General features: G+C 40.9%; 14 protein-coding genes. 10 read left to right on the top strand and 4 right to left on the bottom strand.

The features are described from left to right. Positions 1 to 37 precede the first annotated feature (37 nt). Positions 38 to 925, top strand: coding sequence for a carbon-nitrogen hydrolase family protein (locus B9O19_RS04105; RefSeq protein WP_102366601.1), 888 nt, complete (start codon positions 38 to 40; stop codon positions 923 to 925). 71 nt (positions 926 to 996) lie between these two features. Continuing rightward, positions 997 to 1,761, top strand: coding sequence for a DNA repair protein RecO (recO, locus tag B9O19_RS04100; protein WP_102365229.1), 765 nt, complete (start codon positions 997 to 999; stop codon positions 1,759 to 1,761). 1,332 nt (positions 1,762 to 3,093) lie between these two features. Here recO and yhbY read toward each other — a convergent pair. The 3 genes from yhbY to B9O19_RS04085 are packed head-to-tail and all read right to left on the bottom strand — an operon-like array spanning position 3,094 to position 6,197. Next, positions 3,094 to 3,393 (bottom strand): ribosome assembly RNA-binding protein YhbY, encoded by a 300-nt coding sequence (yhbY, locus tag B9O19_RS04095; protein ID WP_102365228.1) that lies wholly within the window; start codon positions 3,391 to 3,393, stop codon positions 3,094 to 3,096. A 16-nt stretch (positions 3,394 to 3,409) separates the two neighbouring features. After that, entirely contained in the window at positions 3,410 to 4,270 is an 861-nt protein-coding gene (locus B9O19_RS04090) for a Rossmann-like and DUF2520 domain-containing protein (protein WP_158648909.1), read from the bottom strand. 13 nt (positions 4,271 to 4,283) lie between these two features. Next, positions 4,284 to 6,197, bottom strand: coding sequence for a family 43 glycosylhydrolase (locus B9O19_RS04085; protein WP_172620953.1), 1,914 nt, complete (start codon positions 6,195 to 6,197; stop codon positions 4,284 to 4,286). A gap of 587 nt (positions 6,198 to 6,784) precedes the next feature. Between B9O19_RS04085 and lysA the strand changes: the two genes are divergently transcribed. The 8 genes from lysA to B9O19_RS04045 all read left to right on the top strand — a co-directional run bounded on the left by lysA (position 6,785) and on the right by B9O19_RS04045 (position 14,514). Then, on the top strand, positions 6,785 to 8,086 hold the full coding sequence (gene lysA, locus B9O19_RS04080; protein ID WP_245863003.1) for a diaminopimelate decarboxylase: 1,302 nt from the start codon (positions 6,785 to 6,787) through the stop codon (positions 8,084 to 8,086). A 15-nt stretch (positions 8,087 to 8,101) separates the two neighbouring features. Continuing rightward, positions 8,102 to 8,785 carry a site-2 protease family protein gene (locus B9O19_RS04075; protein ID WP_102365226.1) on the top strand — a complete coding sequence of 228 codons (684 nt, stop codon included), beginning with the start codon at positions 8,102 to 8,104 and terminating at the stop codon, positions 8,783 to 8,785. 35 nt (positions 8,786 to 8,820) lie between these two features. Further along, a complete protein-coding gene (locus B9O19_RS04070) occupies positions 8,821 to 9,582 on the top strand; it encodes a segregation and condensation protein A (protein ID WP_102365225.1) in 762 nt (253 codons plus the stop codon). Positions 9,583 to 9,594: 12 nt separating this feature from the next. After that, positions 9,595 to 10,245, top strand: a complete 651-nt coding sequence (gene scpB / locus B9O19_RS04065) for an SMC-Scp complex subunit ScpB (RefSeq protein WP_102365224.1) — start codon at positions 9,595 to 9,597, stop codon at positions 10,243 to 10,245. A gap of 103 nt (positions 10,246 to 10,348) precedes the next feature. Continuing rightward, a complete protein-coding gene (locus B9O19_RS04060) occupies positions 10,349 to 11,290 on the top strand; it encodes a DUF2953 domain-containing protein (RefSeq protein ID WP_102365223.1) in 942 nt (313 codons plus the stop codon). Beyond that, positions 11,259 to 11,765, top strand: a complete 507-nt coding sequence (ytfJ, locus tag B9O19_RS04055) for a GerW family sporulation protein (protein WP_102365222.1) — start codon at positions 11,259 to 11,261, stop codon at positions 11,763 to 11,765. Before B9O19_RS04060 ends, ytfJ begins: the two co-directional genes overlap by 32 nt. Before the next feature lie 44 nt (positions 11,766 to 11,809). After that, the gene (locus B9O19_RS04050; RefSeq protein ID WP_102365221.1) at positions 11,810 to 13,120 is read left to right on the top strand and encodes an N-acetylmuramoyl-L-alanine amidase; all 1,311 of its coding nucleotides are present in this window, start codon (positions 11,810 to 11,812) and stop codon (positions 13,118 to 13,120) included. A 206-nt stretch (positions 13,121 to 13,326) separates the two neighbouring features. Next, a complete protein-coding gene (locus B9O19_RS04045) occupies positions 13,327 to 14,514 on the top strand; it encodes a D-alanyl-D-alanine carboxypeptidase family protein (protein WP_154058616.1) in 1,188 nt (395 codons plus the stop codon). Between the two features lie 1,611 nt (positions 14,515 to 16,125). On the opposite strand, the gene B9O19_RS04040 is transcribed toward B9O19_RS04045, so the two are convergent. Next, entirely contained in the window at positions 16,126 to 17,064 is a 939-nt protein-coding gene (locus B9O19_RS04040) for a GGDEF domain-containing protein (protein WP_102365219.1), read from the bottom strand. Positions 17,065 to 17,293 lie beyond the last annotated feature (229 nt).

Below are 17,293 nucleotides of genomic sequence, written 5' to 3'. Positions count from 1 at the left end.
CAGTAAAGACTTTTATGTGATTTGTGAGGATATAAATATGTCGTTATTTAAAGTTGCGCTTCTGCAGATGACGTCTGCAGGGACAAAGGAAGAAAATCTGCACAAGGGCGTGGAGTTTTGCAGAAATGCGAAGGCTATGGGGGCGGATTTGGCTTTGTTTCCTGAGATGTGGAACAACGGCTACAGTTTTTCCTATGACATGGAGGTTATGGAAAGGAATTCAGAGGACCAGGACGGCTTGTTTGTCAATACTTTTAAAGAGCTGGCTGCCGAGCTGGAAATGGCAATAGCTGTGACATATTTGGAAAAATACAAGCCTTTGCCAAGAAATACCGTGACGGTTTTTGACAGGCACGGCAGAAATGTGCTTACATATGCGAAAGTGCATACCTGCGATTTTGATATAGAGAAAAATTTAACTCCCGGCGATGAGTTTTATGTGACAGAACTAGATACTGAAAACGGGAAAGTAAATATTGGGGCTATGATTTGCTACGACAGAGAGTTCCCGGAAAGCGCCAGGATTCTGATGCTGAAAGGTGCGGAAATCATTCTTGTTCCCAACGCCTGCCCGATGGAGATAAACCGTTTGTCACAGCTCAGGGCAAGGGCGTTTGAAAATATGGTGGGAATCGCCACAGCAAATTATGCTTATGGCCAGCCCGACTGCAACGGTCATTCTTCAGCTTTCGACGGCATGGCTTACGGAGAGATACGCCCCGGCACAGTTGAGGCCAGAGACACGCTTATAGTTGAGGCCGGAGAGGCTGAGGGGATATATTTGGCGCAGTTTCCTATGGATAAGATACGTGAATACAGAAAGAATGAAGTTCATGGAAACGCCTACAGACGTCCGCTTAAATATAAAGAACTGATTTCTGAGAAGATAGACGAGCCGTTTATAAGAGATGATTACAGAAAGTGAAAACAGAACTCTGATTTATAGCTATGGAATACGAGCGTTATGATTACAGCGAATGAATAAGGAGGGCTTTGATGCCTAATATTGATGTTTGCGGTTTGGTAACCAGGGAGGTCAAATATGGTGAAAACAGCAGGATACTGACTGTTTTGGCTAAGGATATAGGCAAGGTTTCGGTTCTTGCCAGCCGTGCGAGAACCAACCGTTCAGGTTTGCTGACTGCAACACAGCTTTTTGCTTATTCTAATTTCACACTGTTTAAAGGGCGTGAGAACAGCCTTATGAAGATGAATGAGGGAGAAGTTATAGAGTCATTTTCTGAGATAAGAAATTCTCTTGACAATATGGCATACGCGTCATACTTTTGTGACATAGCCAATCATATATGCACCGACGGCACAGAGGAGAACGAACTGTTGGGCCTATTGCTCAGAGTATTAAAGAGACTGTCTGTAAAGGAAGAAAATACGGCGGAGTCGCTCAAAGCCGAGTGCGTTTTTCTTTTCCGTGCGCTTTCAATAGCGGGGTTTGCGCCAAACTGCGACGGCTGCGCTTCCTGCGGCAAAAATGAAAATATAAAATTTTTTGATATTCAGAACGGTGTTTTTTTATGCGGAAACTGTTCCGCAAAACCCAGGCAGAACACTGTCGAGATTACCAGCGCGATGTATAACACGATAGATTATATAGTAAGCTCTGAGATTAACAGGGTGTTTTCGTTTAGTTTAGGGGAGAAGAGTTTGAGATATTTGGCAGGAGTGGGAGAAGCCTGTGTAAGGAATCAGCTGGAATACGATTTTAAAACTTTAAAATATTTAAATAATGTGAGAGATCTATAGGGATTTAAAACAATATTATTTTATATAATTATTGCTGTGTATGCAGCAAGGAATTTTATATTTAAGTGAATATACATATTATTAATTTGTATATAGTGATATGTCTATGAGCCGCGCTTTTCAAGCACGGCTCATTTTTTAATTATTTGTTACATATACCCGAGACTGCGCGCCTAACGCGGCGCTTACCAGCTTCATTGAGTATTCATAATATTCTTTGAATATTCATGTTATTATTTGCGTATTCATGTTATTGACATTGAAGGTTAATCAAAACAAGTCATTTTGTATCACACCCACCAAAGGTGGGGTCACAGACCTTGTAGGTATGACAAAATAAAATCATATGTATTACACACACTTTAAAAAAGTGTGGTCACAGCCCTGCCGATGCTTGCCTGAAAATGTGATTTATATAATTAAATAAAAATATAAATGTAAATGTAAATGTAAATAAGCTGGTGTTTTGGCAAACATCGGTAGGGTAGACGTCGTCTGCCGCGTTAGGTGAGCTGTCATCTCACGCGAAGCGTGAACATACATATAACATTTGTTATAATCCTTTTTATAAAATCTATTCCGCGGCTGCGCGCCTTACGCGGCGCCTATCAGCGCCCTACCGATGCTTGCCCGAAATTGTGATTTATATAATAAAATAAAATAAAAATATAAATAAAAATAAGCCGGCGTTTTGGCAAACATCGGTAGGGCAAACTTTGTTTGCCGCATTAGGTGATCTGTCATTTCACGCGAAGCGTGAACATACGTATAACATTTGTTATAATCCTTTTTATAAAATCTATTCCGCGGCTGCGCGCCTTACGCGGCGCCTATCAGCGCCCTGCCGATGCTTGCCTGATAATGTGATTTATATAATTAAATAAAAATATAAATATAAATGTAAATGTAAATAAAAATAAGCTGGTGTCTTGGCGAACATCGGTAGGGCAGACGTTGTCTGCCGCGTTAGGTGAGCTGTCATCTCATGCGAAGCGTGAACATACGTATAACATTTGTTATAATCCATTTTATAAAATTTATTCCGCGACTGCGCGCCTAACGCGGCGCCTATCAGCGCCCTACCGATGCTTGCCTGAAAGTGTGATTATATAATAAAAATATAAATAAAAATAAGCTGGTGTTTTGGCGAACATCGGTATGGCAGACGGCGCCTATCAGCGCCCTTTCGATGCTTGCTGAAACATAATTTTAATTTATGCAAAGCTATTTATAAAATACAAAACTCATATTTATAAAGAAATTTATTCTTTATTTATATGAGTTTTATGTTTTATTCTGTTTTAATAATATGATTAAATTATATATTGTTTTTTAGCTTTTGACTGGAAGCTCTATTTTTTTGTTTTCTTCAGATTCTTTATAGAGCACAAATTTGTTTCCTATAACTTGAACCACGTCTGCGGAGGCGGCTTCCGCCAGCTCCCCCGCCGCTTCCCGGGCGGTTAGCATTGAGTTTTCAAGCACGTGAACTTTTATCAGTTCTCTGGCTTCCAGTGCGTCTAGAATAAGGGCGACCATGTTATCGTTTATACCGTCTTTTCCAACTTGGTATAGCGCCGGTTCTCTGTTGGCAAGGCCTCTGAGATAAGCGCGCTGTTTACTGTTTATCATATTGCTCTCCTTTTGTTTAGTTATTTTTCAGCATTTCGGCAGTCTCGCTGTCAGGCTGTCTGCCGGTCTGACGTATCAGTGCTTCCGAGACTGCGGCGTACACTTTTTTGGCTGTGATGTCCGGTTCGGAGTTTTTGAAACATTCAATGTGTCTCTTTACTGTCTCAAAATCGCCCCGCTCTATAGGACCTGTCAAAGCGTTTTTAGGTCCGTTTTTTAGAATATTGTTCATATTATTTTTCAGCAGAGGTCTTATGGCGGCGAAGGCGTCGTCATATGAAAAACCGCATTCCTCTAAAAGTTCGCAGGAAAGTTCAGCGAGAGCCACAACAAAGTTGCTTGCAAAAACAGCGGCGGCATGGTATTTGCTTTTGTTTTCGGCGCTGAGAATTTGAAAGCGGCTGCCGCACTTTTTTAAAACTTCCGCCGGAACGCCGCTTCCCTCAACGGTGAAAAATGCTTCTCTAAAATCTTTATAGCTTGTAAATTTATCATTCACTGCAAGCAGCATATGTATACTTGCGGTTTCAGCTTTTAATATTTTGAGTTCGGACAAAACTGTGCTGGAAAGCGCGCCGGAGGTGTGACAGAAAATTTTATTGCTTATATCAATATCATATTTTCTGCATTCACCGGCTATATTATGGCTTACATCGGCAATAGCGCCGTCGTTCACCGTTATAAATATTAAATCTGAATCTGTGATTATCTCTTTTATTCCGGAATAAGCAGAGGCAGAGCCGCCGATAAATTCTGCGGATTCCTCAGCCGAGCTTTGGGTTCTTGAATAAAAGCCGGAGACGGAAAGGCCATTTTCAGACAGATATTTGCCGAGTGAAGTGCCGACCCGTCCTGCTCCTATAAATCCTATTCTCATATTTTTCTCCATTTTATTTAGCTGAATATTCGAAACTGTCAAACGAGGGATAAATAGTGCTTTCAGTTCCGCTGTAGGCATATAGACCAATCATAGCGCCAGTAAAGCGTTTGCCCTTGCTGATTGCCTGACTGCAAAGGTAATACAGGTTCTCGGCAGCATAGACCTCTGTAAAAGTTTTGCCGTCATGGCTGTAGCTGAATGTGCGTTTTAATCCTTCGGTTGAAATTTTCAGGTACAGGCTGTCGGTTACCTCTGTTATATCAACGGTGCAGGTATATTTCTCGTCCTCGTCTATTTTTTCAAACAGTTTTAACGCGTATCCGTCACCGTTCTTATATATTCCATATGTGAAGTATGTATTCTCATCATAATATCCGGTCATTCCATAATTTTGTTCGCTGTCCAGCTTGATTCCCAAATCCAGCTTGCATACAACGTCAAAATTAAAGTCCGGCTGTCTTCTGACCGTAATATTTTTAGCGGACGTTGAACTTAGCGGACAGCGTGAGCCTTTTATTATCAGCTTACTGTCCTTAACAGTGATTCCGTCTGCTTCCGGCGTTCTTGGGAATATCCAGTCAGGTTTTAATTTGTCTCCGTCAAAATCGTCAAATCTTGATTTTTCTTCTGTATCCATAGCCGGGAGGTTTGGTTTTTTCTGCAGATAGCTGGGGCCGTTCAAGCTGTTAACGATAGGCCAGCCGTCGGCGGTCCATGTCACCGGGTCGAGACATGTCTCTCTGCCCAAAATTCCATACTCGCCGTCGAGCAGTCTGTTGCACAGATATACCATATACCATTCGCCGTTTTGAGTCTCAACAGGCTTGCCGTGTCCGCAGCATGTGATTGGAGCGTCGTAATCCCTCTGGGTCATAATCGGATTGTATGGGCAGGGTTCATAAACGCCTTTTAAGGTCTTGCTTCTTGAAACTGTAACCTGGTGCATAAGCCCGGTGCCGCCCTCCGCTTCAAAGAGGTAATAATATCCGTCTTTATATAATAGATGCGGTCCTTCGGGAGCGCGTTTATTGGTTCCGTAGTATAAGAGCTCCGCGTCTGAAATCTTTTTCGTGCAGTCTTCTCCCAGTTCCAGTATTCTGGCACCCCTGTTCAGGAGCATATACCGTCTGTTGTCCTTGTCGGTAAATATAGACGGGTCGATTCCGTCCTCTTCAATAAATGCCGGTTCGGAGTACGGTCCCTCAGGTTTTTCGGATGAAACCACGATTTGGCGGCGCTTTACATCTACGTCATCATTATATCTGAGGGTGGCCGTGATATAAAACTTTCCGTTAAAGTACGAAATATCCGGCGCCCAGTAGCCTCTGCCGCCTTCCAAATCATCTATGTGCGCCCAGTCGGGATTTGTGATTGCATGGCCTATAACTTCCCAGTGCACAAGGTCTGTGGAATGAGAGATAGGTATGCAGGGGAAGAAGATAAACGAGGAGTTAACCATATAATAATCACTTCCCACACGAACGATAGACGGGTCAGCGAAAAATCCGCGTCTTATCGGATTGTGATACATATCCTCATATTTGGCTCCGGTGACCTCTTCAAAATAGGCCTCTATCTCAGCAAGTCCGTTTTCGTGAGCAAGCTGATACGGGGTCACAAGGTTTTTGTCAGCGTCGCAGGGAGACATTCCAACACGCTCAACCAAATACTTCACACATTCAAGACTGCCTGACATAACCGCTTCGTGCAGACAGGTTCTATGGTTCTTGTCTCCGATATTAAAGCTGGCGAAAGAGTATTCAATAAGAAAACGCAGCATTTCAAAATCTCCAGTTCGGGCTATATAAAAAGACATAGGGACGCCGTTTTCGTCTTCTTCATTTATTCTCTTTGGATTTTCGTTTAATAATTCTTTGATTTTATTCAGGTCACGGTTTTTTATAAGTTTTATCATTTCACTCATAACTTTTACTGCCCCTTTCAATATACAGATATTTCATAAATACATATATTCTAACAGTGTTTAAGAATAAATGCAACATTTATTTTAAGTATATAAATTGCTATATATATCCAAAAATTAAAATGACAAATTGAGTGCATCTAACATATCGCTTGATAAATATCCGCCAAATATACGACGTGGATAATTATGAATGTATTTTATTGTTTTTGTGTTTTAACTATATTAAGTATAAATCAACCTATCAGCCTGTTTAAACACTTATCTGTCGCTCTTTCATATATACTGTACGGAAGCGCATAATATAAGCTTGTGCGTTTCCAATTTATTTTTAAACTTACCGTATATGTATTCAAATCGAAACTGATTTTTACTTAATAGAAAAACAGACACGGGATAAATTATTAGTTTAAGAATCGTTTCTGCGGATACTGTAAAAATAACGTTTATTCAGTATTTTTCAGGTCTGCTTGTTGACAAATTTTATCGTTTATGATAGTATTACAAGATAATTGATTAGAATTTTTGTCTGTGTTAAAACGGGCTTGCACTTTGGGATAAAACCAACAGAACTAGGAGGAAAAACCATGGATTTTGTAATGAGTTGTTTGAGCGTCGGCGAAAATGGCAATCTTTCTATTGGAGGATGCGATGTTGCCGCGCTAGCTGAGGAATATGGAACCCCGGCGTATATAATGGATGAGGACCAGATTCGTGAAAACTGCCGTGTTTACAACAGGGCGATGCAGGAGTATTACGGCGGTAACGGTATCGTTCTTTATGCCAGCAAGGCTCTTTCATGCAAGTATATTTACAGAATGATGAAAGAGGAGAACATGGGTATAGACGTTGTTTCCGGCGGTGAGATGTACACTGCTTTAAAAGCCGGATTCCCGGCTGAAAGGATATACTTTCACGGCAACAACAAGACTGACGACGAGCTTAAAATGGCGCTTGAGAACGGTGTTGGAAGAATAGTTGTTGACAATGTTTTTGAGCTTGAAAGCCTTAACAGACTGTCAGGGGAAATGGGAAAGACCGCGGATATATTGTTTAGAATAAAACCCGGTATAGACGCGCATACCCACAGCTTTATCAGAACAGGTCAGATAGATTCAAAGTTTGGGGTTTCGCTTGAAAACGGCGAGGCTGAAAATATAATAAAGATGGCTGACGATATGGAAAACTTGAATGTTGTCGGAGTTCACTGCCATATAGGCTCTCAGATTTTTGAGCTTGAGCCGTTTGAACTGGCGGCCGAGAAGATGATGACGTTTATAGCCGACCTTAAAGACAAATATGATATTTCTATAAAAGAGCTGAATTTGGGCGGCGGTTACGGCATAAAGTATACTGAGGGCGACACTCCTATTGATTATGACAAGTATATACAGGCGGTGTCTAAGGTTGTCCGCCGTATCTCTGAGGAGAGGGGAATACCTCTGCCTTATATAGTTATGGAACCCGGACGTTCTATAACCGCTGAAACAGGTCTCACTGTTTATAGGGTAGGCGCTGTGAAAGAGATACCGGGGGTCAGAACATACATTTCGGTTGACGGAGGTATGGGAGACAATCCGAGATATATACTTTATCAGAGCGAGTATGAAGCTGTCAGAGTAAATAATCCTTTAGCTGAAAAAACAGTTACGGCAACATTGGCCGGAAAGTGCTGTGAATCCGGAGACATTTTGATTAAGGACGCTAAGCTGCCTGAAATCAAAGTTGGTGATTTGGTAGCGGTTTTGGCTACCGGCGCATATAATTATTCAATGGCCAGCAATTATAATAGAATACCGCGTCTGCCTATAGTAATGGTGAGCGGCGGAAAATCAAGATTAGCCGTAAAGCGCGAATCATATGACGATTTGATTGCTAACGACCTGTAAACCGGAGGAATTTTTATGTTATTTAGTGTTTTGGGTGACGCTTCGATGAACTTTGGACAGAAGCTGCTCACCATATTAGTTTTGGTGTTTTGTGTGCTTCTGTCGTTGTCTGTTCATGAGCTTGGACATGGCTTGGCGGCTTACGCTATGGGTGACTATACCGCGAAAAGCAGCGGCAGGCTCAGTCTTAACCCACTGCATCATCTTGACCCTATCGGCGCTATCTGTCTTTTTCTGTTTGGATTCGGCTGGGCAAAACCTGTGCCGGTTAATCCATATAACTTTAAAAATCAAAAGGGCGGTATGGTGCTGACGTCGCTGGCCGGTCCGTTTACCAATTTTATTTTGGCGTTTATCGCTCAAATCGGCGTTGCTGCGCTTGGGAGCATAACATTCAGGTCTGCGAATATTGGTTATGATATAGCTTCGGTTTTCTATATGATTTGCAGCTATATGGTTATTATGAACCTTGGTCTCGCAATTTTTAACCTGATACCGGTGCCTCCGCTTGACGGCTCAAAGGTGCTTAGCTCTGTGCTGCCTACTGATTTGTATTTTAAATATATGCAGTATGAACAGTTTGGTTTTATACTGCTTATCCTGCTGATAAACCTGCCGTTTTTCAGCAGATTGCTGAATATGTGCGTGTATGGGATAATGGGATTTTATTCTCAGATTATCTCACTGTTCATTCATTAGGGATAAATTTTAGCGGGGATTAGTGATTTTGATAAATGGAACAATTAAACTTTAAGGTTTTGGACTTTGAGGGCCCTCTGGATTTGCTGCTGGCCCTTATAAAAAAGAATAAGGTCAGCATTTATGATATACCTATCTCCACAATAGTGGAGCAGTATTTTGGCGTTATGCGTCAAATGAAGGAATATAACCTGGACATTTCCAGTGAGTTTTTGGTGCTTGCGGCTACTCTGCTGCAAATAAAGTCGAGAATGCTGCTGCCGAAACCTGTTGAGGAAGACGAGACTGACCCGAGAGAAGAGCTTGTTAAAAGGCTGGAGGAGTACCGGCGCGTTAAAGCAGCCGCGGAGTATCTTGAAGCCAGAAAGCATATTGGGGAGTCGATGTTTTTCAAAGAACCTGACAAAATCGAGAAACCTCCGGCTGAATGGAATTATTCCAAGCTGACTCCTGAAAACCTGCTTTTAGCTTATAAGCAGGCTTATCAGAAGATGGAACGCAAACTTCCGCCGCCGAAATATTCGTTTGACGGAATAGTGGGGCGTGAAAAAGTTTCTGTGCGCTCAAAGGTTAAGCAAATTTGGGGCAGGATGTTCGGAAAAACGAAGGTCTTTTTCAAAGAACTTTTTAAAGGAACAAAATCCAGGCCTGAGGCCGTTGCTTCCTTTTTGGCGGTTCTTGAAATGATAAAGCTAAATCAAGTTAAAGTCGAGTATGATGAGAGCGGAGACATATCAAATCCTATCGTAACCAAAAGCGGAGACGGGGAACTTGATTTAAGCGCGATTGAGGACTAGGAGAAGATAAAGATGGAAATCAGGGAAATTCAGGCCATTGTGGAAAGCCTGCTGTTTGCGGCAGGGGAAGCGGTGGAGCTGGAAAAGATTGCCGATATAGTGGATGTTGATAAAAAATCTTTGAGAGAAATAATAAAAAAAATGATGGATACCTATAATTATGAAAAGCGCGGTATCCATATAATAAAGCTTGAGGATTCATACAGGATGTGCACCAGAGGCGAATATAAGGATTATGTTTCAATGCTGATGAAGCCGGGCAGAAAGCTGCAGCTTTCTAATGCCGCTATAGAGGTTTTGGCGATTGTCGCGTATAAACAGCCTGTTACAAGGGCTACAATAGAGCATATAAGAGGCGTAAACTGTGACTATATAGTGAACCGGCTTATAGAGAGAAGATTTATAGCCGAGATGGGACGGCTGAAAGATGCTCCGGGCAGACCGATACTGTTCGGCACCACTAAGGAGTTTTTGCAGACATTTGGTATAGAGAGTATAAGCGACCTTCCCGAATTTGAGTCTTTGGCCGTGCCTGAGGATACTGACATGGAGCAGATGACGATTGATGAGAAGCAGGAACAGCTGGAGTTTAACAGCGCCGTTTCTGAGGAAGCCGCGGTAACTGAAACATCCGATAAAAATATTGAAAATGCAGGGGAGTAATTTTTATTCGGCAAGGGATATAAGTCTTTTTGTTTGAAACGCATGAGTTTTATTAGAAAACTGTTTAGACGTGAGACGATGTATAATACTGAGAGGTGGTATAATGCACGTAGTTTGGATAATACTTGGTATAATAGTATTTATCATTTGTTTTGTGCTATGGTCAACCGTTACGCTGGATATAGCCTCTAACGGTAAAAAAACTATTATTACCGCCAGTATGTACAGGTTTCTTAAATATGAAATAGTTTTGCCGAAGCCATCCGAATTAGACGAGGACAAGCAGGAGCCTGACGCGGAGCAGAAAGCTGATACCACAGAAAATGAAACTATGGGAAATGAATTCTCTGAAAAAGAATTTCACGGTAATAGAAGAAATATTGCGGAGCAGAAAGCCGGGACGGCTGATAGTGCAGACAATGATTCAATAGGAAAAGAATTTGATGAAAAAGAATTTCATAGTAACAGATCAGATTTTAAAGAGCAGGAAGCTGATAAGGCCGGCGGCTCAGATAATAATTCCTCTGAAACAGATAAAGGATTTTATGAAAATAAAAAAAGTTTTATGGGAACCTTTAAAGAGGATTTAAAAAGTATTTGGGACAGTGAAAACCACAATCTTGATATTCCGCGGATATATGAAGTGATTTTAAAATATACTAATATAATAAAAAGCGGCAAATACGGGCTTAATAAGTTTTTTGGATATATGAAGCATAAGATTAGGATTAACAGACTGGATTTGTATATTCGTTTTGGGACAGGCGAGCCTGATAAAACCGGTATGACATACGGTGCGCTGTATGGTTTGGCAGGAAGCATAAGTCCTCTGCTGAAAAAGTTTTTCAAGATGAAAGACAGCCCAAAACTGTTTCTTGACCCAAACTATGTGACCCGGTGCTTTGAATTTGAAGTGGGAAGTATAATTAAAACAAGGGCGGCTCATATTATCAATGCCGCAGTTATAGCTCTTGTGTCTTATTTAATAAAAAAGAGAAAAGGAAGTGTTGAGAATGTCAGAACTATCGGACAAGCATCCAATTGAGGGGTTGATGTCTTCTGCAATGCAGGGACTCAAAGAAATGATTGACGTTAACACAATCGTGGGCAGCCCTATTACGACTTCGGACGGAACTGTTATAATGCCTATTTCAAAGGTGGCTTTGGGTTTTGGAGTCGGAGGCTCTGAGTTTCCTAAAAACAAAAAACTGCTCAGCGGTGAACAGGAAGAGGTCAATAACCTGTTCGGCGGCGGAACAGGCGGCGGACTGTCTTTGACCCCTGTGGGATTTTTGGTTGTTGGCAACGGCACTATAAGAATGGTTCCGGTCAGCGAGGAGAACAGTATCTATGACAGGATTATAGACGCGGTTCCGACGGCTATAGACAAGATTAGCGAGATAATTTCTTCAGCCAAAGGAAAGAGCAATGTGGTGGTTGATCATGAACCAGCGGAGCCTGACAGTTATGTTCCGGATGATGAAAGCGATGATTATGTTGCAGGTTCGTTTGAAGGCTAGGCGGTCTGCGTTTTAGACTTAATGATTAGGAGTAATGTTATTTAATGCTGATTAGAGAGAAAGTTCTGCCGTTTATGCTGAGTATCTTTATTTTTGCGGCTTGTTTCGTGGGTACAGAGCCTGCATATGCGGCGGATAATCAAGTTATAAATATTGTGCTGGACCCGGGTCACGGCGGCACTGATTATGGTGCGACTTCGGTCGGAGGCTTGGAGTTTCAGGAAAAGAATATCACGTTTAAGCTTGCCCAGTATATACAGCTGGAATTGAGAAAATACAGCGGCGTATCTGTGAATATGACCAGATATGCCGACTACCATATGACCAACGCTGAAAGAGCGGATTATGCTCAGAGAGTTGGGGCTGATGTGGTAGTAAGCCTGCACTTTAACTCGTCTTCGGACAGGTCTGTTCATGGCGCCGCTGTCTGCGCGTCAGGGCTTTGGGAATATACTAAGCCCGATTTGGGATATAATATATTATCGGAGCTGGCGGGGCTTGGTATAGACACGTCAGCCGGGGTTTATACTCAGGCTTCAACCACAGGAAACATGTGGTGGGACGGTGAGAGGTTAGCTGACTTTTCAGGCGTTATGCGTGAGTGCGCTTACCGTGATATACCGGCGATTTCTGTCGAGCACTGTTACTTAAGCTGTTATGACGAGCTTATTTACTATAATAACGACATTGCGCTGAGAAAGCTGGCGGCCGCCGATGTGAGGGGAATTGCTGAGGAATATGGTCTGCAGCTTCAAAAATCTGAGGGCAATGTTGACAGAACATATGATAACGCATATATCAACGGATATGAGGACGGCACATTCAGACCGTCGGGAACAATAACCCGTGCGGAAGCTGCTACAATGCTGGCAAAACTCAGCGATAGTTTTGACCCGGATCAGCAGTACAGCACTACGCTCAGCGATGTGCCGGCGTGGGCGTGGTATTATAAGTATATTGCGTTTTTGAATTCAGTTGGGTTCATAACCGGAGACGTGTATGGAACATATAGGCCTGACGACAATATGTCAAGGGCCGAGTTCGCTATTCTTGCCTGCAGGTATTTGGGGCTTCAGCCGGGCGGAGAAAGCGGATTCAGCGATTGCAAAGGACATATGGCGGACGGCTACATTGCCGCTCTTAGAAATAATGGTTACGTCGGCGGTGATGAAAACGGCGAGTTCCATCCAAATGACGACATGATACGTTCTTCGGTTGTTATGATGATGAATAGGATACTCGGAAGATTCCCGGTTTGCAGCACTCAGAAAGAAAATCCGTTTACGGATATAGCTCCCGGATTCTGGGCTTATGACAATATTTTGGAAGCGGCAGTATCACACGAGGTTCGATAATTAAACATAAATAATATTATAAATGCGGACAATATGTTTGTCCGTATTTATTTTTGGTGTAAGGCTCGTATTTTGTCAAAGTTTTTGGGTCAATAGTTGAGGAAACTTTGAATATATTGATTTATATGGATAATCAATTCTTATTTTTATAGGTAATGTTTGTATGATTGATTGTTTTTACGTCATTTGAAAACGGAGATGATAAATTGGGTATTAAAAAACATAATGCGGCAATTAAATATATAGGGGTCTTTTTGTTAACGGCCTCTGTTTTGCTTACTAATTTTTATGCCGTCAGAGCTGAGGATACGGGGACGGTGGGGACATCAGCTCAGGCCGCCGCCGTTATAGAACAGAACTCAGGCAGAGTGCTGTATAATAAAAATGCCGACCAGGAGCTGCCTATGGCGAGCACTACTAAGATAATGACCGCCGCAGTGGCGCTGAAATACGGCAATCTTTCGGATGTTATAGAGGTTAGCGCGACTGCAGCAGGAGTTGAGGGGTCAAGCATGTATCTGGAGTGCGGTGAGAAGATAACTTTAGAAAATTTGCTGTATGGACTGATGCTTCTCTCGGGCAACGATGCGGCCGTGGCAATAGCGGAACATATTGGAGGCGGAGTGGACGGATTTGTCGAGCTGATGAACAAAACTGCCTCAGAGCTTGGTTTATCACATACCCATTTTGACAACCCTAACGGTCTGCCGTCAGATACTCATTACACCACGGCTTTAGAGCTGGCGAAAATAACCAGGTATGCTATGAGTATGCCGGAGTTTGTTCAGATAGTATCGACAAAGAGCAAGACGATACCCTGGGAGGGCAAGGGTTATGACAGGAGCATGACAAATCATAATAAGCTTTTGGGAAGTTTAGAGGGCTGTATAGGCGTTAAGACCGGATTTACAAAGGCGGCAGGCAGGTGTTTGGTTTCTGCCGTAAACCGAAACGATATGACATTGATATGCGTGACTTTAAATGACCCGAATGACTGGGCTGACCACGCATCGCTTCAAAACAGCATGTTTCAGAAATACAGCCAGAATGTTTTGACCTCAACTGAAATGATAATAGATAAGATTTCTGTAGCCGGCGGAATGCTGGGATATGCTGGGGTCAGCCCGAATAAGACGTATACATTTCCGGTTTGTGAAAACGACAGCGTAAGCGTTGACACAAATGTTGACAGCGAGAATATGAAGTTCCCAATAAAAAGCGGCGACGTGGTCGGTACGGGCACGGTGACGGTAAACGGCGAAAACTACGGGAATTTTGAACTGCTGGCAAACAGCGATATAGATTTGGCTCGACCGTCTAAAGGCAGTTTTTGGAATGATATGAAAAATGATATTGTATATGTTTTTCAGTATTGGCTGAGCATGTTCCGGTGAGATATGAAAAGTTAGATAATTTATATAAGATGAGAAATATAAAATTATATAACTTATATAAAATGATATGAAATATAAAAAGGAAAGCCGACAGAAAATTAAGGGTTTTGCTTTGCAAACCTCGGAAGTGTTTGCCCCTGCCTGAAGGGTGGTGTAATACAAAGGGATTTGTATTACATCTACTTTAAAAAAGTGTAGTCACAGTCCTGCCGAAGCTTGCGAAACCATATTTTTATATCTTTATTATAGAATAATTATATATTTATAATCTAATATGCGGTGTATATAGTGAACATCGGTAGGGTGTGCGCAAGCACACCACGTTAGGTGAGCTGCCATCTCACGCGGAGCGTGAATATATATGAAACGATTTGAAAGTATCATTTTTATATAAACTTTTCCATGACTGCACGCCTAACGCGGCAAACTACGTTTGCACATCACAACTAAGTGATTTATTGACATTGAAGGTTTATCAATACAAAGAGATTTGTATCACATACACTTTAAAAAAGTGTAGTCACAGCCCTACCGAAGCTTGCAAAACCACATTTTTATATTTATATTATAGAATAATTATATATTTATAATCTAATATGCGGAGTTCTTAGTGAACATCGGTAGGGTGTGCTTACGCACACCGCGTTAGGTGAGCCATCATCTCACGCGAAGCGTGAATATATATGAAACGATTTGAAATTATTCTTTTTATATAAATTTTTCCATGACTGCGCGCCTAACGCGGCAGATTTCATCTGCATTGAGTATTCATAATAATATTTGCGTATTCATATTATTGACATTGAAGGTAAATCAAAACAAGTCACTTTATATCACACCCACCATACTGGTGGGGTCACAGACATTGAAGGTTTATCAATACAAAGAGATTTGTATCACATACACTTTAAAAAAGTGTAGTCACAGCCCTACCGAAGCTTGCAAAACCACATTTTTATATTTATATTTAGAATAATTATATATTTATAATCTAATATGCGGAGTTCTTAGTGAACATCGGCAGGACGCGCTTGCGCGTCTCGTTAGGTGAGCTGTCATCTCACGCGAAGCGTGAATATATATGAAACGATTTGAAAGTATCCTTTTTATATAAACTTGGCCGTGACTGCGCGCCTAACGCGGCAAACGTTGTTTGCATTGCATATTCATATTATTGTTTGCGTATTCATATTATTGACATTGAAGGTAAATCAAAACAAGTCACTTTATATAACACCCACCATACTGGTGGGGTCACAGACATTGAAGGTTTATCAATACAAAGGAATTTGTATTACATACACTTTAAAAAAGTGTAGTCACAGCCCTACCGAAGCTTGCAAAACCACATTTTATATATTTTTTATTTTTAATATATAACCTTTCTTTTATGTTTAGCTTTATTGAAGACTTTCTACAGAATTATACGAGACATATAAAATTATATGATGTATATAAATCACATGAGACTTACAAATCATATAATATATACAAGCTATATAATTTATAAAAAATTAGACGAGTAATATAAGATATATCAAGTCAAATAAGATATAAAATAAGCAGAAAATTTTGAAGTATTTGTGCTTCAAAATTTTCTGCCCTTTGTTTTTATTTGCTTATTATTGCGGATTTGCCTGAGGCTTTCGCTTGGTAAAGCCTGTTATCGGCAAGATTAAATAAATCATAAAACTCATCGGATTCTATTTCGTCGGAACCGGCGCATCCAACACTGACAGTCAGTTTTATATTATTGCCGTTTTCGTCGGTTGAATAGCTGCATGCCGGTGTAAAAATATCAAAAATCATTTTTTGGAATTCGTCATAATTTTCACTTTCGTATACTATAATGAACTCGTCTCCGCCATATCTTGCGATAAATGTGTTTTTATAATCTTTAAGTGAATTATTCCAGGATTCAGCTAAATAATTTAAAATCTGATCCCCGGTTCTGTGACCATAATTGTCATTGACTTCTTTAAAGTTATCAATGTCTAAAATAGCCAAACAGACTGAACGGTTTAACTTTTTCATTCTGCTGTAGCTGTTTATAAAATGCTCTTCAACATATCTGCGGTTGTAGACATTTGTCAGCGGATCGGTGATAAGCTGTTTGTTTTTATGTTTTAGGTCGAGTATGGTGTTAAACATTTCGTCTTCGCTGAATATAAAGTTCCGGCTGATATCCTTAACCATTTCAAGTGCAAAACTGCGGCCGTCAACATTGATATATTTGGATATTATATAATATAAATTCTTATTTATATTCTCAAATTTAACATAAAAATCCTTGTCTATCAAGGTTCTTGCAGAAATACAGTTGGAGCACCGGCTTTCATTTGACCAGACGTTAAAACAAAATCCGTCTTTTCCGGTCAGGCCGGCCGATGATAATTCAGGCATCAGTTTATCCACAGTATCCGATTCTTTCAGTATTTCCTCAGAGATAACTTTGCAGATAATAGGGTCGACAACTCTGACTATGTCGAAGGTATTTCGGAGGATTTTTATTTCACTTATTAATTCGTTATAGGTGTAATTGTGTTTCATTATAATTCTCCTGCTGTTCCGGACAATATTTGGGATTATCCGCCCAATCTATTATCCAATTTGTTTTATATTATAACATGTTGTATTTTGTTTGTAAATAACAGTCGGTTAAAATCATATATACAAACAAGTCAGACATATTTATTGATTTTCTATCATTATTTAATATTTTAATTTTGAGCTTAAAAAATTTCAGTCATTAAATTTTGTTTGATACTATGCGTGTAGT

Origin of the sequence: Monoglobus pectinilyticus (assembly GCF_002874775.1) — a bacterium.
In the GTDB taxonomy this organism is placed as follows: domain Bacteria; phylum Bacillota; class Clostridia; order Monoglobales; family Monoglobaceae; genus Monoglobus; species Monoglobus pectinilyticus.
This window is presented reverse-complemented; position numbering and strand designations above follow the sequence as displayed.